This is a genomic window from Nocardia sp. NPDC023733, from assembly GCF_040639775.1.
GTDB lineage: Bacteria > Actinomycetota > Actinomycetes > Mycobacteriales > Mycobacteriaceae > Nocardia > Nocardia rosealba.
In genome coordinates, this window is sequence record NZ_JBFAAN010000001.1 from 1704325 (window position 1) to 1721900 (window position 17576).

Consider the following 17576-nt stretch of genomic DNA (forward strand, 5'->3'; position numbering starts at 1 on the left):
CGCTACCGTTGTGCCGCATCAGCTTTCGCGACACGCCGATCACATGACCACGGCCACCGCTCCGGCCACCGCGATCGCACCCACATACAGCAGCACCAGGCGGGTATCGCGCAACCAGCACCGGCTGCGCCGCAGTCCGGCCCGCCATGCCCGCCAGTAACCGGCGAACGCCAGCGCACCGAACGCGGCGACCGCCCAGGGACCGAACAACCAGGTGAGCAGTGCGGCGGTCGCCACCACACACAGGGTCAGCGGGTCGTGCGGTTGACGCGCGCGCACCGCCTCGTCGTAGTAGACGCCACGCTGCGAGCTCACCGCACCTCCATCGGCAGCAGTTTGCGCCCGGCCGGGGCCGCCACCGGCAACCGCTGACGGGACAGCGCAGGCCATGCCTGCACCGCGCAGAACGGGGCGCACTGGTCGGCGTCGGAACGGGTGCCGACGTGCACACAGCACTGGGTGAGCCGTTCCTCGATCATCGTCGAGATGTCCATGAACGGTTTCACCGTCACCCGCACGACTCGCTCCCCCAGCAGCTTCCGCAGCCGTGCGCGCCGACCGGGCAGCGCCGAGGACGCCAGCGTCAGCAACGTCGACATCCCCAGGTCGCAGTGCTGACAGATGTTCTCCCACACCTTCCCGATCTCCGGATGCGACAGCGACGACTGCTCCGACAACAGCCCGAGCAGCGACTCACGCACCGCGACCCGCAGCTCGGCGGGCAGATCCGTATCGGCGATGCGGTTCGACACCAGTCCCAGTTGCGACTTCAACCTGTCGTTGCCGATCAGCGACACCAGCGAGCGCCACTGTCCGGCGTCGTCGCGCAGCAGGTAGCCGACCGAACAGCAGTGCGGGTGCGAACACGGCAGGGCGGTGAGGTCGCGCCAGGTGACCTGACCGCCGGTTTGCGGACCGAGCCTGCGCAACACACCGGTATGGGTGAGGCGGCGCAGCGGGTCGATGGCTCCGGAACGGCCGGAACCGAATTGGGGCTGGATCGACACTCCACCGACGAACGGGGTGTCCATCGCCGTGCGCAGCACCGCACCGATCTCGTCGTCGTTCACGTCGAGCGCCACAGTCATCACCAGGGTCGTGAACACTCCTGCTTCCGAAAGTCGCTGCAGTGCCTGCTGTTTCCGCAGCCGCAGATCACCACCGCGATGATGACGTGAGGCCTGTGCCGATTCGCCGTCGTACTGCAGGTACACCTCGACCCGGTCGCGATGCGCACCGACCAGGGCGAGCAGCTCGTCGTCCACGGCCAGGCGAACACCGTTGGTATTGAGCAGGATCCGGGTGATCGGCCGGGCGGTCAGCTCGGCGAACAACCGGGGCAGCTCGGGATGCAGGGTGGGTTCGCCGCCGCTGAGCATCAGGACGTCCAGGCGCCCGTCTTCCCTGGCCAACCGCTGGTCGACATTGGCGAGGACGTCCTCGACCGCGACGACTCCGCGCAGTTCCGGCGACGAATCGGCGAAACAGGTCGGGCAGCGCAGGTTGCAGCTGTCGATGATGTCCTCGAGCAGGATGCAGGTGTGCTGGGTCTGCATCTCGGGCAGACCGCGCAGATACGCCGCGGGCACCGGGTCGAAATTGCCCGGCACATCGGGACGGTGGGCCTTGGTCGGTGCGGTCCACTCCTCGAGATAGGCCAGGATCTCGGGATCTTCGTCGTAGAGAGTGCGCACCATGCCGTGACGCGGGCAACCGCGTTCGAGCCACACCTGGCCGTCGCGTTCGGCCAACCACCCCGACAACCGTGCGACCTCCGCCAGCGGACGGTCGTCGTGGCAGTGCGGGCAGAACGCGGTGACGTAGCGCAGGATGCGGTCGCCGCGCAGCGGCATCCCGGTCACGGCGCCATCCCGAACGTGTCGGTGTACAGGTAGGGATTGACCGCGGTGCAGAACCCGGCGGTGCACACTGTCGTCAACGCCCAGCCGATCATCAGGCCGAGCCCGAAGCCTTTCCACACGGGCTTACGCAACCGGATCAGCGCCCACCCGCCGCCGAACGCCGCCCCGGCACTCACCAGGGCGGCGAGGCCGAACAGCACGCGGGCGGCGGTGGCGTCGGCGGTCGAGGCGGCCAGCATCAGCACGACGAAGCCCGCCATGGCGTTGACACCGATGAACGACAGCGCACCGGCGGCCGCCATCGCCGCGACCTGCCCACCCTGCCCCGGCGGATTCGCCCCGGACGGTGGCGGTGGTGGTGCGGGCGGATAGTTCATACCGCGACCTTTCGTCGGAGAACGCCCTCGTAGTACCCGCGCCGACAACCGATGCTCAGACGCACCGCGACCAGGACGAGACCAGGGAGCAGAAACCATTGCGGGCGAGTCAGATCCAGCCACACCGTATCGTTGGCGCGGGTGAACTCGACGAGGAACCGGAAGACGGCATACGCGCCCACATAGAGGGTGAACAGCTCACCGGGCGTGGTGATGCGGTCGCGTAGCCACCACAGCGTCACGAACGCGGTGAGCTGGAACAGGATTTCGTAGACGAAGCTCGGATGCATCGCCACGCCGGCCGCGCAGCCGGGACATTGCGGAACGGTGCCCGGAGCGTGGATGCCCCACGGCAATCGGGTCGGGCGACCGGGTGCCTCGGTGAGCAGGCAGCCCACACGCCCGACAGCCATCCCGAGCGCCACAGCCGGGGCGAACAGGTCTCCGGTGCGTTCGCGGTAGCCGATGATCCGTTTGGCGACGAGCACACCCACATAGGCGCCGAGCAGGCCACCGAGCACACTGCGCGCACCGAAGAGCCAGCTATCGAGTGGATCGAGAGTTTCGGCCAGACTCGACAACCGCATGCCGATCGCCCCACCGACGAGCGCACCGGTCACCGCCACCAGTGATTCCTCGCGCAGCGCGTCACGGCGTCGGCATTCGGCGACGAAAACCACGGCCGCGACAGCGACGCCGAGCGCGACGAAGAACCCGTGCGTCGGGATCCCCCAGTACAGCTGTGGCACCATGGCGAAAGGTTAGCCGTCCGGTAGCGCAGCGTGGATGAGTGAAACTACGCGCGTCTAATCGGACCCGGATCTGGGTACTCCCCCGGCATCGGTGAATGAGGATGCCGCAGTGAGTGTTTCGATTAGAATCATTCCAGGGTGAGTTCCTCGGTCACCCCGTGCCGGTTGTCGGTACAAGCGTGAATCATCTCGGTAGTTCCACCATTTCCCGGAATTCCATCGGATACGCAGTCATGCAGGGGGTCATCATGTCTACCGCTGTCGATTTCGCGGCGCGGCTCATCAACCCGGCGGCCATCGCCGAAGCAGGTCATTCGGCTGTGCTCGCCTACGTGTCGCCGAGCAGACCCGGTGCGAATTTCGGGGCAAAACCGATCACCGCCGACTACGCCCGGGCACTCGCGGCGGCGGGACTCGACATCGTGTCGATCTGGCAGTACGGCAAACCGGGTGACCTGACCCCCTCGGACTGGACCACCGGGTTCGACGGTGGCAGGCGCATGGCCGAACAGGCCCTTGCCACCCATCTGAGTCTCGGCGCACCACGGGAGGCACCGATCTTCTTCGCCGTCGACGAGGACATCTCGCTGGCGCAGTGGAACAACACCGCCGTCGAATTCTTCCGCGGGGTCAACGCGGTGCTCGGCGTGGCGTGGACCGGAATCTACGGGCACTCGCGGGTGTGCGCGTGGGCCGTCGAGGACGGGGTGATCGGCACCCGCGGCGAATTCAGCTGGGCCTGGCAGACGCGGGCGTGGTCGGGAACCGAACGCGAACCACGCGCGGTGCTGTACCAGCGGGTGATCGATACCCCGAGCAATCCCGGGCCGCTCATCGACGGCACCCACGTCGACGTCAACGACATTCTCGCCCCCGATTTCGGCCAGTGGAGTAAGGACCGTTCCGTGACGATTCCGCAGTTCACCGAGCTCGACCGCTTCGGCCCGTCGCACTCACCGCGCGACGGCGCCCGCATCACCAACTTCCTGCTACACACCCAGGAAGGCAACGGCACCGCCGAATCCCTTGCCGCCTATCTCAACAACCCGTCCAACGGGGTGTCGTACCACTACACGCTGCGCGACGGTGTGGTTGCGCGGGTGGTGCCCGAGGAGCTGGCCGCGTGGTCGGTGTTGTCGGCCAATCCGTTCACGGTGAATCTGTGTTTCGCGGGGAGCCGCGTCGCCTGGTCGCGCGAGCAGTGGCTGGCCATCGACGGTGACCTGCGGATCGCGGCCTACCTCGCCGTTCGCAGCGCCCACCGGCACGGGTACTCCACTCAGGTGATCGCACCGCCGTATCACGTGGCCGAGGGCATCAGCGACCACAACTATGTGACGAGGGCCCTCGGCATCGGCTCGCACACCGATGTGGGGCCGAACTTTCCGTGGGACGTCTTCGCCTCGCATGTGGCGGGTTTCGCGGGGGCGCGCCCCAATGCCATCGACGATCGAGCGGCGGCCTCGCCGTGGCTGGGTGCCCGGCGCACCGACGGCGAGATCGTCACACCGGACGGGCTCGGCCGCTTCGCCGAGTTCGAACACGGCTACGTGTACTGGCACCCGTCCACCGGCGCCTTCGCCATCCCGACCGCGATCATGTCCAAATACGCCGAATCAGGCTGGGAGGCCGGGGTGCTCGGTTACCCGATCGCCGAACACGCTCAGTTGCCCGATCCGCGTGGCACGGGACCCGCTGTGGCACAGGCGTTTCAGGGCGGCGCGATCTACCGGCGCGCCGGGCAGCCCGCCTACCGGGTGCACGGCGCGATCGGTGAACGCTGGCGGGCATCGGGTTTCGAGAACGGTGAACTCGGCTGGCCGGCGTCCGACGAGGTCGCCCACGACGACGGCCGGTATCAGGAGTTCGAGTTCGGGCGCATCTATTGGGCGCCGCAGCAGATCATCGCGCTGCGGCACTCGGGGGATCCGGACACGCCGCTGGACCGGCCCGCGTAGCGCGGGCCGAGGTGTCGGCGGGGTCAGGCCAGAAGTAGCGCGAGGGTGGTGGCCGCGGCGCCGAGCAGTAGGGCTGCGACCACCACGATCGCGATGATTCTGGTGCGGGACGACGGTCCGGTGTAGGTGTCGTCGTCGTTCAACATGTCGGCGAGGTCGACGGCCGCGAATTCGCGCGTCGTCTCCAAGGGTCCGGGCTGCTCGGTCATGTGCGCTGACGCTAGTCGAGTGTGCTGATCGCCGCTGCCGATACCCCGGCCGTATCCGTGGACCGGGTGGCGGCGAGGAGTTCGTCGAGTTGGCGTTCGGCGCGTTCGGCGCGGGCCAGGGTCTGTGCGCGGGCGTCGTCGAGGGCGGCGAGGCGTTCGGCGGTTTCGGCTCTGACCCGCTCGAGTGCCGCTTCCGATTCGACGCGGCGGGCCTCGGCCTCGGTCGCGGTGGTGCGCCGCAGCTCGGCCAATTCGCTTCGGGTGCGGTCGAGTTCGGTGCGGGTCGTCTCCAATTCCGCGCGGGCTCGGCGCCACTCCTCACGGGCCTCGTTGGCGGCTTCGACCCGTTCGGCGGCGGCGAGTTCGGCCCGCTGGGTCGCCCGGTCGGCATCGGCGGCCCGCTGCACGGCGAGATCGCGTTCGGCATGGGCGGCGTTGATGCGGGCTTCGGCGTCGCGGCGCACCTGGGTGATCTCGGTGTCGGCGCGTTGCTCGGCACGTGCCACCTCCTCGGCGGCTTCTTCGCGGATGCGTTCGATTCTTTCGGCGGCGTCGCGTTCGGCCTGACGCACCTGTGCTTCGGCGGCGCTGCGGGCGGCGAACACGTCGTCGGCGGCCTGCTTGGTGAGACGCTCCAACTCGGCCAGCGCTTCGTCGCGAGCGTTCTGTGCGGCGGTGATGAGCTGCTCGGCTTGTTCGGCCACACTTGCCGCGTCCTCGGCGGCCGATTCCGCGGATGCCCGCGCTTCCTCCGCCTCCCGCCGCGCCTGTTCGGCGGCAACCACTTTCACGTCCGCCTCGGCGATCCGCTGCGCGGCATCCGCCTGCACTGCCTGGACCTGCGCCTCGGCGACCGACGGATCACCGATCGTCGCCAGTTCCGCAACCGCGGCGTTCAGCGTGGTTCCCAGTTGCTCGGCCAACCCACGGAACTGTCCGAGCAACTCGTCCGCCCGCAGCCGCGCGACCGTCACCGGCCCCTGCACAGCCGTCACAGTGACGGTTTCTCCCCCACCCATCGACTCTTGTTGCTGTCGTTGCCTTTCCCGCCACGCACGCCACCGCGTGTGGTCGGGGTGGTCGCAGTATTCCGACGGTCGGCCGGGGCCACCGTTGCGGGTGATGGGGCGGGCACATCCTGGGTAGTTGCAGACGCTCGACACGAGAGAATCGTAGCGTTTGTTTCGTTGTCTCGTTACGTATTGCACGAAACGGAAACCGTGTCGCCCCTGGAAGACTCCGTTCTCATGGCCGCCGTGCTGACCACCGATAAGTGAACATTATCGGTGGTCAAGAATCCGGTCCGCCCCTCGCGAGCTCGACTTTATTCCGTTTACGTTTGGTAGCAGTTGACGCTACGTAACTGCGACGAAAGCGGCCGAAAACTGTGCGCGGTTGTACGGAGGTACCAATCGCGGCCATGTGCGGCGATTTTGGCGGCTCGGCATTTGAAGTGGCACACCGGTGGCGGGTTTCCGCCGACTGTCGAAAGCCTCGCGGATCGGCCGACCAGATTGTGGTTGCGCCTGCGGGCCACCACGATATAAGGTGCTGAACATGTTCAGTGAACATGTTCAGTCGCGGTCGGCGCAACAAGCGGCGACGCGTCAGAAGGTCTTGGCGGCAGCCGAACGGCTGTTCCGCGCCCAGGGCTTCAAGGCAACCACCATTCGACAGATCGCCGCCGAAGCGAACGTCAGTACCGGCACAGTTATGGCGGCCGGCGAAAAGGACGCGCTGCTCGTCTCGATCTTCGAGAACTGGATCACCTCGGTGCACACCAGCAGGCACACCGAACCCGCCCCCTCACCGACGACCGCGACCACCGAGGACGTGCTGAGGCTCTTCGAGCCCTTCGTCGGATACTTCGCGCTCGATTCCGAGCTCTCACGCGAGTATCTGGCGATCCTCGTCCGCGGAACCCACGAGTCGGTGATCTTCCGGGACCTCGCGCTGGCTCTGCTGGGTGAACTCGAAACCGTGCTCGCTCGGTCGGCGCTGCCCAGCAGCCAGGTCGGTCAGGGCGCCCGGACCATCTACCTCGCCTACCTCGGGTTGCTGATGACCGCTGCCAGCGGTGCCATCGCGATGCCAGAGGCGGCCGAGCAACTACGACAGACCATCGAATTCGTTATCACACACCCGCAAGGAAACCGATGATCCACGCTCCCCAACCATGGTGGCTACCAGCACTACTCGCGCTATCCCTGTTCTCGGACGCGCTCATGTCCGTGCGTCCACCGATGTTCATCCAGCGATGCCTCGACGGCGTCCGCTTTCCCCGCGATTGGTGGTGGACGCTGATCACCATCAAGCTCGCGGCCACAGCAGGGCTCCTTGTCGGATTGAAGTATCCCGGTGCCGGGTTCGCCACCGCGGTCGCCGTGGTCGGCTATTTCGTGTGCGCCGCAATCGCCCACTACCGGGCCAGGTTCCTCGGATCCGAGTTCTGGATCAACTGCCTCGGCATGCTGGCCCTGTCGGTGGCGGCGGCGATCACATACGTGGTGTGAGGTGAAATCGAGGAATGAACAACCCCACCCGTTACGGCGCCATCGCATTCTCCGAGGCCAGCGCGCAACGCCAAAGCGCTACCGGCAGTATCAATTGGTACCGGAACCAGATGGCCGTCGGTGACAACACGGGCGAGCCCGAGGAACTGGACGGGCCGACGGCTGCGCTGATCCGGTCCACCGACTCGCTGTTCATCGCGACCGTCACGCCGTCGGGCTGGCCTTACCTGCAGCACCGCGGTGGCCCGCCCGGTTTCGTGAAGGTTCTCGATTCGTGGACGATCGCCTTGGGCGACTACTCCGGTAATCAGCAGTTCGTCACCCTCGGCAATCTCGATCACGACGACCGGGTGGCGCTGTTCTTCATCGACTACCCGACCCGCACCCGGGTGAAGGTGTTCGGTCGTGCCGAGATCATCGAGCGGGCCGACGATCCCGGGTTCATCGAACAGTTGCTCACCACCGACGAGGGTGTCATCCGCACTCGCTGTGACCGGGCGTTCCGGATCCGCGTCGAAGCCCTCGACCGCAACTGCATCAAGAACATCCCGGTGAAATACAGCAGTGAACGCATGGCCGAATCACTTCGCCTCGCCCGCGCACCACTGACCGAGGAGATCGAGCGGCTACGTCGGCGAAACCAGGAACTCGAGGACGAGATCGCACGCCTGCGCGAGCAATAACAGGGTCCAGAACAGAAGCCGCACCGCCACCTTCGTCCGCGCGCCGGTGTCACCGCATCGGGCGTGTAACGCCTGTGAGCGTTCGCCGCTACAGCTTGGCGTTTCGCCCCTTCCACAGGGAATAGAGCGCCATTGTTGCCGAGGCCACCGGCACCAATGCCGTGGCCCCGGCGACCAGGTAGATCACCGAGAAGCCGATCATGATCGACATCAGCGCACCAAGGTCCAACATATGCGCTCCGTTTCCGAATCGGTTGCGGCGCTGCCGGATCGAGGATGCTGGGGACCTTCCCGGCCGGTTCGAACTCATGATCGACACAATGCCACCAGCTCTTCGATATGACCACCAAATTGAACGAGATTGAACACCACTGCAGAACCGGTTAGCCTGTGCATCAGCCTCCATCCGGGGGCAGCGCGAAGCGAGGAGCGGCAGTGGCCCGAACACCCCACCCAGCTCTCCAGCAGTTCAGCAGAGAGGTGAAGGAGCGGTGGATCGAGGCAGGCAGTCCGGCCTATGCGCGGATCGCCAAGCTCACAGCCGAAGACGGAACCGCCATCTCCCAAGGCAGCATCAGTAACCTTCTGAGCGGCAAGAGCCGGCCGCGATGGGACACCGTCAGAGTTTTCGTACGCGCACTATCGCGCTACGAGAACCCGCACTGCAATCCGGCGCTGCTCATGGCGGTGGTCCAGCGGTGGCGTACGCGGTGGGCGCAGTTACAGAACGAACTGGCCAGCACTGTCGATCACCAACCCACCCACCCGACCCCGCCCACACGTCCCACCGACGAGCGGGCGCGCGATGGGAATTCGGTGATCGACCGAACTGACTCCGCTGATGCGGTCAGTGTCGAAGCGGCTCTGCGGCAGAAGATCTTCCGCCGTCTAAGGGAAGCTGTTGACCAGCGGGGCGCTCTGAATCGGGCCGACTTGATAAATTTCACCATCGACGGCACTTCGCTCCCCCTCGTCGACCGTAATCGTGGAATCCGCAATCCACGCGGAATGCTCGCCACCCTGTCGGTGATGTCCCGCGGGGACCGAGACTCCAGCGACGAGGAGTATGGCGACTCGGGGTTCGGTTACGCCTATCGGTCCGGAACGATCCACGGCGACAACCAGAAGCTGCGCAAGGCACTGGAACTGAAACTTCCGTTGATCCTGTTCCGGATGATCGGCCACGGGGCCTACGTGCCGATCTTTCCCGTCTATGTCGTCGCCGACGACATAGAACGTCGTCGATTCATGCTCGCCATCGACAACGACCTGCCGGATCAGATCGGTGCGCGGCTCCCCGACCGTGCCGAGTACACCCGAAATCGCGTTCACTCGGCCGAGTTCCGCGCGCGGTTGCTCCACGCGTACGGCATCCGTTGTGCCGTATGCGGTCTCGGTGTCGCACAACTGCTCGATGCCGTCCACATCGTCGGTGACGCACAGTCCGTTGACGACGGATCCGGTAGGAACCGCACCACATCGAGCCTCGAGAACGGACTGCTTCTCTGCAGCAACCACCACCGCGCTTTCGCTGCGAAACTCTTCGGAATCACTCCGGACTACACGATCCGCGTCGCCGATCGGCTGATGGCAGAAGGCGACGACGGGGCGCTGGGACAACTTCGCGGTTTGAACGGACGCTCGTTGCTTCTACCGGACAATCGCGAAAGTCGGCCTTCCCCCGATCTGCTCGCCGTGGCGTTTGCGGCCTTTATCCGTGACGGCGCGGGCTAGTCGCGGATAGTCGAGATCGGTGGCATCCTCGCTGCCCTTCGGGTAGGAGTGGAGGTGAACAGAGGGGGAAGCCGTGGGGGAACGGATCAGTTCGTCGGAAGCACGTTCGCGGGTAGGCACGCGCCGGGTGCGATCGAGCCGGGAGTGGTTGGGCCACTTCCACAGCAACGCCGCCAGGCAGCGGACGATTCCGTGGCAGGAGAACGGTATCGGTGCAGATGCTGCCGAGCTCGCGCCGATACGCCGCTCATTACAGGGCTGGCAGCTCGGCGAGACTTCCGACGGTCGGCATCTGGCCGCGGCGGCCGATCGATTCGCCACCGAGACCGACGACCCTGCCTACCGTGAGGTCATCGCGCTGTTCATCCGTGAAGAGCAACGCCACGGCGCACTGCTCGGGCGCATCCTCGACGACGCGGGAATCCCTCGCCGACAGGCCGACTGGGGCGACAGCCTGTTTCGTCGCCTGCGGTACAGCATCACGAACATCGAGGTGTGGACGACACCGGTCGTCATGGTCGAAACCCTCGCGATGATCTACTACAACGCGATCCGGCGGGCGACCACGTCACCGGTTATCCGCGCGGTGTGCGCCCAGATCCTGGCCGACGAGGTTCCCCACGTCCAACTGCAATGCGAGCGTCTGGCCATTTTGCTGGTCGAGCGCTCACGCACCCGGTTCCACCTCACCATGATCGGCCACCGCATCCTGTTCGCCGTCGTCATGGCGCTGGTGTGGGCCGGTCATCACCGCGCGCTGCGGGCCGGTGGATTCACCTGGAACCACTACCGCAAGGCGGCCTACGCGAAAATGAACCGCGCGTGGCATCGCATGGATCCCGAGCACTACGCATGGCCTGCGGAGACTCGGCCGTGAACCCGTCACCGATGAGTACGCGGCTCCCGTGTCGTCAATACCGACATGACGACACACAAGCTCGAACTCCCCGACGCAACACTCACCTACGACGTCCAGGGTCCACTGCCCACCGCTGATGGGCGGCCGCCGCTGCTGATGACCGGTCTCCCGATGGCCGCCGACGGTTTCACCGCGCTCGCCGCGCACTTCCCCGATCGCACGGTCGTCACCTACGACCCGCGCGGGCTGGGGCGCAGTGTGCGGTCCGACGGTGAGGTCGACAATGTGCCGACCGTGCATGCCGAGGACGTGCACGCCGTGATCGAGGCGCTCGGTGCCGGGCCGGTCGAGCTCTTCGCCAGCAGTGGCGGCGCGATCGTCGCGTTGGCGCTGTTGACCGCGCATCCCGAGGACGTGACCACTTTGATTGCGCACGAACCGCCGCTGCTGACCGTGCTGCCCGATGCCGCGGCTGCCGGGCGTGCGGCCGACGGGTATCGCGCTGCCTACGGGGCGAGAGGGTTCGGTGCGGGCATGGCGACCTTCATCGCGATGACCTCCTGGGAGGGCGAATTCACCGACGACTATTTCGCCGCGCCGGACGCCGATCCCGCGATGTTCGGCCTGCCGGTCGAGGACGACGGTGCCCGCGACCACCCGCTGCTGTCGGAGCGTTCCCGGCCGACCCTCGCCTACCGCGCCGATATCGCCGCGCTCACCGCGGCACCGACCCGCATCGTCATCGGCTACGGCGAGGAATCGTCGGGCACGGTCACCGAACGCACCTCGTCGGCGCTGGCCGATCAGCTCGGTGTGCAGCCGGTTGTCTTCCCCAGTCATCACGGCGGTTTCACCGGCCCCGAGTCCGGTTATCCGGGCCAGCCGGAGGCTTTCGCCCGTATTCTCCGGGAAGTCATCGACCCGCTCGGCTGAGCGACGACGTGACTCACCGCAGCGGGCCGATCCCCAACGACCCCTTCGACCAGGTCGCCGACTGTTCCTCCACCGCCTCCACATAACCTTCGGGGTCCTTGTCGACGGGGCGCACGCCCGCATAGTGGCGCGCCTCGTACGCGGCGAATTCGACGGCGAGCCGGTGACGTTCGCCGAGGCCGGCGAGTCGGCGGAAATCGGTGAGTCCCTCGCGTTCCTCCTCGGCCATGTGGTCGCCGTTCGCGGTGTTCGCCGCAGCGACAGCGGCGAACCACTCGGGTGATCCGACCTTGTGACGTGCCACCTCCCCCACCGCATCGCGGATGTCGTTGTGGTCACCGATCGCGTCGAGCGTCTCGTCCTCCACCCGGCGGGTGCGGCGTGCGGAAATCCCGACGCGCAGCAGTTCCGGGTAGAAGATCTCCTCCTCGGCTTGGGCATGTAGTTCGAGAAAGGCCGCGAGCCGTTCCCAGATCGCCGCGAGAACATCGACCTCCTTGGGGTCGATCTGCTCGAGAATCGCGAACAACCGTCGTTGCTCACGATGGTCGTCGAGGATCAATTCGGTGATATCCACGCATTCCTCCTGGCTCGAATCAGGCAGTCATCGCAGGTCACTGGGCAATCGAACGCGGAGGCGGTCAAGGACCGCCGCTGTCGCCAACAATAGCCAGGTTGTCTGCGTTCGGTGTCGGATAGCGTGGCAGCGACCGTCCGGCGCGGACGTGCGCGATTTCTGGAGAGCTGTGCTGTGGTGTCCTTTTCCTTGCTCGTGGTCGCGGGTATCGAATTGCTGTGCGTCGGACTGCTGTGGATGCGGGCTGCGCGACGAATGCGCGTGCTCGTACTCGGCGTGGTCGGTGTCGGAATCGCTTATGATTCGGCCGTTTTCGGGCTCGGTGTGCTGATCGGTGAAGGAGCGGTGCTGCACGGGCTGAGTGTCGGCCGGTTCATCGGTCACGCGCTGCTCACACCGCTGCTGGTGTTGTGGGCCGTCGACCGGGTGGGTGCCGGGGGCTGGTGGCGACGTGCCGCGCTTGTCCTCACCGGAGTACTGGTGGTGTGGGGTGTGTTCGGTGAGTTGGCTCATGTGCGGCTCGTGCCACGGACATTCGCCGACACCTTGCGCTACGGCTCGGAACAACCGGCGATACCGATCCCCGCGCTCGTGGTCTCCGCCGTGCTGTTCGCCGCGACGGTGTCGTTGTGGCGCGACGAGCGGTTGCGTTTCCCCCTGATCGGCATCGTCTTGCTGGTCGTGGCTTCCGGCGCGGCCGCGGCATGTCCCCCGCTGGGGAACGTCGGCGAGGCAATCATGATCGCGGCACTGACCGGAACCGAGTTGGTGCTGGTCGGCAGGGCGGTCGCCGACAGTCGGGCCATCGGCGGTTCCGCGCCGATTCAGGCTGGGCGGTGACGTGCTCTACACCTACCGGGTCAGCAAATACGACCCCGACGATAGAGACGAGCACGGCCGCTATCTCGGCGCCCAGGACACGGACAGCGACCACGGTGCGGTCGAATCCGCCTATTGGCGGACCACTGGTTCGAGAAGCGAATCCGAATAGATCCGCCAGGACTGACGAACACCGGCATTGTGCTTGTCTGAGAGCGAACCGGGACGGTGGCGGCCTCTTTGCACTGGATGCATCGATGCGCGCGGTGCGGGCCGCCACCGGGGGTCAGTGAATGGACTGATCCTCCAAGGAGGTCGGCAGGGTGACGTCGAGGATCGACTCCTGCTTCGCCTCGCCCAGGGTTTTCACCACGGATGGCACAGGACTGACGAACACCTGCGGGTAGTCGATCTCGCCGAGCGTCGGATCGACGGGCCAGGCCAGTCGTTCCTCGGTGAGGGAGAACTCGGCGATGATGCCCTCCTTGTTGCCCCGGGGGTCCTGACGGTGCCAACCACCCTCGAGGTAGACGGCGACCAGGCCGTGGAGAACGTGGCCGTCGTTGTCCGCGAGCTTTTGGTAGCACAGCCCGGTGGGGATGCCCGCGCTGCGCAGGATGGCGGTGAGGAGGTGGGACTTCGCGTAGCAGAGGCCGACTCGCTCGCGGGCGACCTCCCCGGCGGTCAGGGTCACCCGGGAGTCCTGGACGTCGTAGGAGTGGTCGACTTCGTCGCGGACCCAGTCGAAGGCCGCGCGGGCGAAGTCGACGTCGTCGGGGGCGTTTCGCCGCAGGTCGCGCACGATGGCAGTCACCGCATCGTCGTCGAGTTGGATGATGGAGTCGCCGTCGAGGTAGGCCTGCGGGTTCTGCGCCTCAGGAACCCAGGTTTGTTGTGTCACAGCGGGAATCTACTGCCCGCCGTTGTCTGTCGGCACCCCCATTTCGCGGCGGCGGGGATGGCTGTCGAGGTCGAGCGGGGTGGTCATCGACGCCGCAGGGTGGCGTCGAGGATCGACGGTGGCGTGTCGTACTTCTCCTCGGCCGCGAGATCGACTCCCGGAGACACGATTTCGTCGATCTCGTCGAGGACCTCGGTCGACAGGACGGTATCGGCGGCAGCGAGCTGCGAATGCAGGTGCTCCATGGTTCGCGGGCCGATGATCGCGCTGGTCACCGCCCGGTGGGCGGTGACGAATCCGAGCGCCAGTTGAATCATGGTCAACCCGGCCCGGTCGGCGACCTTCGCCAACTGCTCGACAGCCTCGAGTTTGGCCCGGTTGGCGGGCACATCGAGATCGAAACGATGGGGCATGAATCCGGAACGGTTGGTGGTTATCTCGCGGCCGGCGCGGATGGCGCCCGACAACCAACCCGAGGCCAGCGGGCTCCAGGCGAGCACACCGAGGCCGTATTCCTCGGTCACCGGAAGCACATGGGATTCGATACCGCGTTGCAGGATCGAATAACAGGGTTGTTCGGTGACGTAGCGGCTGAGGTGATGCTCGCGGGCAGACCATTGCGCCTGCACGATGCGGTAGGCGGGGAAGGTCGAGGAGCCGAAATAGCGGATCTTCCCGGCCCGCTGCAGGTCGGTGAGTGCCGAGAGCGTCTCCTCGTCACTGGTGTTCGGATCCCACCGGTGGATCTGGTAGAGGTCCACGTGATCGACGTCGAGGCGGCGCAGGCTGTCTTCCAGCGCGGTCACCAGCCAGCGGCGTGAGCTTCCCCGTCGGTTGGGGTCCTCGCCCATCGGCAGGTAGGCCTTGGTCGCGATGACCAGGTCGTCGCGACGACCGGCGATGGCCTTACCGACCATTTCCTCGGATCGGCCGTCGCTGTAGGCGTCGGCGGTGTCGATCAGGTTGATTCCGGCCTCGATCGCGGCATCGATGATCGCGGTGGCCTCGTCCTGGCCGGTGTTGCCGATCCGGCCGAAGTTCATTGCGCCGAGCGCCAGGGTGCTGACCTGCACGCCGGTGCGGCCCAAGGTGCGGTACTGCATGGGTTTTCCTCTCCCGGAGGTATCCTGCAAGAAGCGGAACATTGTTCCGATAACCAACATACGGAACGGTGTTCCGTTTTTCAAGCGATTCGATGGAGGGAACGCCAAGTGGCAGGCAAGGGCACCGGAACGGCGAAGACTCCGCGCAAGCGCGCCGATGCCGAGCGGAACGAACGAACCCTGCTCGACGCGGCCGCCGCGACCTTCGTCGCCTCCGGAGTCGACGCCCCGGTGCGCGAGATCGCCGCCGCGGCCGGTGTCGGGGTCGGCACGATCTATCGGCACTTCCCGACCCGAGCCGACCTCATCGTCGCGGTCTATCGACATCAGGTCGAGGCCTGCGCAGAGGCCGCACCGCAACTGCTGGCGAGCACCGAGCCCTATGACGCGTTGACCAGGTGGATCGACCTGTTCACCGACTTCCTCGTCACCAAGCACGGTCTCGCCGCGGCATTGCAGTCCGACGACCCGACCTTCCAGGCCCTGCACGCCAATTTCCTCGACCGGCTGCTGCCCGCGTGCGGCGAGTTGCTCGATGCCGCCGCGGCGGCCGGTGAGATCCGCACCGACATCGACCCCTACCTGTTGCTGCGCGGCATCGGCAATGTGTGCATCGGCGCGGAAAGCGACCAGCGCTATGACGCGCGGCGCGTCATCGAGCTCATCGTCGCTGGATTGCGCCAGCGCGAGTGAACCCGTTGCACCGGGCAGCCCCGAGACATGACAAAGCCCGTATGGGCCGCCGGATTCGGCGCCCCATACGGGCTTCGAGCAACTAGCGCGACAACGCGACTCGGTGCGCCTCACCCATCAGGGTGGCCAGCTCGGCACTCTCGGCCTCGGTGAGGACCGCGAAGAACGGGGAAACCAGTTCGTCGGTGAGCTTCTCGGCCGCCGCCCAGCGCTGCCGCATGTCGTCGGTGATCGGTTCGAAGGGTTCGGTCCAGCCGAGCCGCTGCGCGTGAGTGGGGCCGTCGGCGATCGGGGAACCGGCGATCAGGACGGCCTGCAGCGGGGTGAGGCCCTGGGCGAGGACGGCGACCAGGTGCAGGCCGCCCCGCAGTTCACGCAGGACGTGGGTGAGCTGCAGGACCGCCGCGCGGCCGTCGTCGGGCAGTGGCATGGCCCGCCAGCCCGCGAACAGGGGAACGGCGGTGGGCTCGGCCGCATCGGCGACCTTGCCGAGCAGTTCGGCGAGGCGTTCGGATCGGTCGAAGCCGGCGAGTCTGCGGCGGCCGAATTCGTGGCAGGCGGCGAGATAGCCGGTGGCCGCTTCGGCAGCGGGCAGGGGGACCGATTTCCATGCGGCACGGATACATTCGGGTTCGAAGAAGCCGAACGCGCCGATCACGACATCGGCGTCGACCTCCCCGAGCACCCCGCCGCGGCCGCGCGTGTAGGGGCCATGGAATCCGGGCACCCCGACATCGGTCCCGAACTGGCGCGCCTCGCGCGACATCATGAACGCCCCACCGAGTTCGAGGACCTGCTGCTTGACTGCCGACATGATCTGACACCTTCCGCTGTTTCCGCTATCGCAGCAGACTTTAGTCTGCAATAGTCAGCGAGGGAAGGGATTTCGTGCGATGAGTTCGGCGTCCGGCTGCCGTCTGCATTGATAAATGCCGACACCACCCGAGGAGCCCACCATGAGCGCCACCTACACCTACGACGTGTTCTCCACCCTGGACGGCTTCGCCTCCACCAGCGGCGACTGGGGCGGATACTGGGGCAAACAGGGCCCAGAACTGCTCGATCATCGCCTCGACCTCTACCGCGACGAGCAGCGGATGATCTTCGGCGCCAACACCTATCGCGAGTTCACCGAACTGGTGGCCGGGGCCTCGGAGAACCCGGAGATCTTCGACCCGTGGGTCGTCCGGATGATGAACATGCCGCTGACCGTGGTGTCGAGCACGCTGCGCGAACCTCTCGACTGGCACGACGCGAACGTCGCCGCAGGCGACGCCGTCGATATCGTCGCCCGGCTCAAAGCCGAATCCGACATCCCGCTGCGCTCGCACGGCAGCCTCTCGCTGAACCGGACGCTGATGGCAGCGGGCTTGGTCGACCGGGTGCAGGTGACCGTGTTCCCGGTCATCACCGGCAAGACCGGGCAGCGACCCATCTTCCAGAACGCCGCCGACTTCGACCTCGAACTGCTCGAGAGCCGCACCCTCGACAGCAACACCCAGGAACTCGTCTACGCGCCGACCCTGCACTCCTGAGCGGTGCACGACACCGCTGCCCCGGCAGCCGCTCGGCGCCGTCGAGAGCACCGGCGTCCGGTGACGAG

At 66.4% G+C, this 17576-nt stretch carries 21 protein-coding genes; 10 read left to right on the forward strand and 11 right to left on the reverse strand.

The features are described 5' to 3' along the window. Positions 1-39 precede the first annotated feature (39 nt). From AB0F86_RS07770 to AB0F86_RS07785, 4 genes are read right to left on the reverse strand one after another with little or no spacing between them, the layout of a single operon-like run. Complete coding sequence (locus AB0F86_RS07770; RefSeq protein WP_356982801.1) at positions 40-315, reverse strand: hypothetical protein; 276 nt, start codon at positions 313-315, stop codon at positions 40-42. After that, positions 312-1853 (reverse strand): radical SAM protein, encoded by a 1542-nt coding sequence (locus AB0F86_RS07775; protein WP_356983754.1) that lies wholly within the window; start codon positions 1851-1853, stop codon positions 312-314. Before AB0F86_RS07775 ends, AB0F86_RS07770 begins: the two co-directional genes overlap by 4 nt. 5 nt (positions 1854-1858) lie before the next feature. Beyond that, positions 1859-2239: a hypothetical protein gene (locus AB0F86_RS07780; protein ID WP_356982802.1), complete on the reverse strand. Its 381-nt coding sequence runs from the start codon at positions 2237-2239 to the stop codon at positions 1859-1861. Further along, positions 2236-2991, reverse strand: coding sequence for a prolipoprotein diacylglyceryl transferase family protein (locus AB0F86_RS07785; RefSeq protein ID WP_356982804.1), 756 nt, complete (start codon positions 2989-2991; stop codon positions 2236-2238). The genes AB0F86_RS07780 and AB0F86_RS07785 overlap by 4 nt, the downstream gene beginning before the upstream one ends. 248 nt (positions 2992-3239) lie before the next feature. Here AB0F86_RS07785 and AB0F86_RS07790 point away from each other — a divergent pair, with 248 nt between their 5' ends. After that, complete coding sequence (locus AB0F86_RS07790) at positions 3240-4949, forward strand: glycoside hydrolase domain-containing protein (RefSeq protein ID WP_356982806.1); 1710 nt, start codon at positions 3240-3242, stop codon at positions 4947-4949. Between the two features lie 23 nt (positions 4950-4972). Here AB0F86_RS07790 and AB0F86_RS07795 read toward each other — a convergent pair whose 3' ends face one another. Then, positions 4973-5158, reverse strand: a complete 186-nt coding sequence (locus tag AB0F86_RS07795) for a hypothetical protein (protein WP_067489870.1) — start codon at positions 5156-5158, stop codon at positions 4973-4975. An 11-nt stretch (positions 5159-5169) separates the two neighbouring features. Beyond that, positions 5170-6153, reverse strand: coding sequence for a hypothetical protein (locus AB0F86_RS07800; RefSeq protein ID WP_356982807.1), 984 nt, complete (start codon positions 6151-6153; stop codon positions 5170-5172). Between the two features lie 562 nt (positions 6154-6715). Here AB0F86_RS07800 and AB0F86_RS07805 point away from each other — a divergent pair. From AB0F86_RS07805 to AB0F86_RS07815, 3 genes are read left to right on the forward strand one after another with little or no spacing between them, the layout of a single operon-like run. Continuing rightward, positions 6716-7318, forward strand: coding sequence for a TetR/AcrR family transcriptional regulator (locus tag AB0F86_RS07805; protein WP_181697216.1), 603 nt, complete (start codon positions 6716-6718; stop codon positions 7316-7318). Next, on the forward strand, positions 7315-7671 hold the full coding sequence (locus AB0F86_RS07810; RefSeq protein WP_225279858.1) for a DoxX family protein: 357 nt from the start codon (positions 7315-7317) through the stop codon (positions 7669-7671). The genes AB0F86_RS07805 and AB0F86_RS07810 overlap by 4 nt, the downstream gene beginning before the upstream one ends. 14 nt (positions 7672-7685) lie before the next feature. Then, entirely contained in the window at positions 7686-8354 is a 669-nt protein-coding gene (locus tag AB0F86_RS07815) for a pyridoxamine 5'-phosphate oxidase family protein (RefSeq protein ID WP_356982808.1), read from the forward strand. Between the two features lie 88 nt (positions 8355-8442). On the opposite strand, the gene AB0F86_RS07820 is transcribed toward AB0F86_RS07815, so the two are convergent. Beyond that, positions 8443-8586, reverse strand: a complete 144-nt coding sequence (locus AB0F86_RS07820; RefSeq protein WP_181697213.1) for a hypothetical protein — start codon at positions 8584-8586, stop codon at positions 8443-8445. A 203-nt stretch (positions 8587-8789) separates the two neighbouring features. Here AB0F86_RS07820 and AB0F86_RS07825 point away from each other — a divergent pair, with 203 nt between their 5' ends. The 3 genes from AB0F86_RS07825 (at position 8790) to AB0F86_RS07835 (ending at position 11880) form a co-directional block, all read left to right on the forward strand. Next, positions 8790-10088, forward strand: a complete 1299-nt coding sequence (locus AB0F86_RS07825; protein ID WP_356982810.1) for an HNH endonuclease — start codon at positions 8790-8792, stop codon at positions 10086-10088. 127 nt (positions 10089-10215) lie between these two features. After that, positions 10216-10965: a ferritin-like domain-containing protein gene (locus AB0F86_RS07830; RefSeq protein WP_356982811.1), complete on the forward strand. Its 750-nt coding sequence runs from the start codon at positions 10216-10218 to the stop codon at positions 10963-10965. 45 nt (positions 10966-11010) lie between these two features. Then, positions 11011-11880: an alpha/beta hydrolase gene (locus AB0F86_RS07835; protein ID WP_356982812.1), complete on the forward strand. Its 870-nt coding sequence runs from the start codon at positions 11011-11013 to the stop codon at positions 11878-11880. Positions 11881-11893: 13 nt separating this feature from the next. Here AB0F86_RS07835 and AB0F86_RS07840 read toward each other — a convergent pair whose 3' ends face one another. Then, on the reverse strand, positions 11894-12457 hold the full coding sequence (locus tag AB0F86_RS07840; RefSeq protein ID WP_225279853.1) for a hemerythrin domain-containing protein: 564 nt from the start codon (positions 12455-12457) through the stop codon (positions 11894-11896). Positions 12458-12631: 174 nt separating this feature from the next. Here AB0F86_RS07840 and AB0F86_RS07845 point away from each other — a divergent pair, with 174 nt between their 5' ends. Then, positions 12632-13297 carry a hypothetical protein gene (locus AB0F86_RS07845; protein WP_356982814.1) on the forward strand — a complete coding sequence of 222 codons (666 nt, stop codon included), beginning with the start codon at positions 12632-12634 and terminating at the stop codon, positions 13295-13297. Between the two features lie 265 nt (positions 13298-13562). Here AB0F86_RS07845 and AB0F86_RS07850 read toward each other — a convergent pair whose 3' ends face one another. Beyond that, on the reverse strand, positions 13563-14177 hold the full coding sequence (locus tag AB0F86_RS07850) for a transglutaminase family protein (RefSeq protein ID WP_356982816.1): 615 nt from the start codon (positions 14175-14177) through the stop codon (positions 13563-13565). A gap of 83 nt (positions 14178-14260) precedes the next feature. Continuing rightward, on the reverse strand, positions 14261-15280 hold the full coding sequence (locus AB0F86_RS07855; RefSeq protein WP_356982817.1) for an aldo/keto reductase: 1020 nt from the start codon (positions 15278-15280) through the stop codon (positions 14261-14263). 108 nt (positions 15281-15388) lie between these two features. Between AB0F86_RS07855 and AB0F86_RS07860 the strand changes: the two genes are divergently transcribed. Next, positions 15389-15973, forward strand: a complete 585-nt coding sequence (locus AB0F86_RS07860; RefSeq protein ID WP_356982818.1) for a TetR/AcrR family transcriptional regulator — start codon at positions 15389-15391, stop codon at positions 15971-15973. A gap of 82 nt (positions 15974-16055) precedes the next feature. On the opposite strand, the gene AB0F86_RS07865 is transcribed toward AB0F86_RS07860, so the two are convergent. Continuing rightward, a complete protein-coding gene (locus AB0F86_RS07865; RefSeq protein WP_181697200.1) occupies positions 16056-16787 on the reverse strand; it encodes a hypothetical protein in 732 nt (243 codons plus the stop codon). A gap of 142 nt (positions 16788-16929) precedes the next feature. Here AB0F86_RS07865 and AB0F86_RS07870 point away from each other — a divergent pair, with 142 nt between their 5' ends. Further along, complete coding sequence (locus tag AB0F86_RS07870) at positions 16930-17508, forward strand: dihydrofolate reductase family protein (protein ID WP_356982819.1); 579 nt, start codon at positions 16930-16932, stop codon at positions 17506-17508. Positions 17509-17576 lie beyond the last annotated feature (68 nt).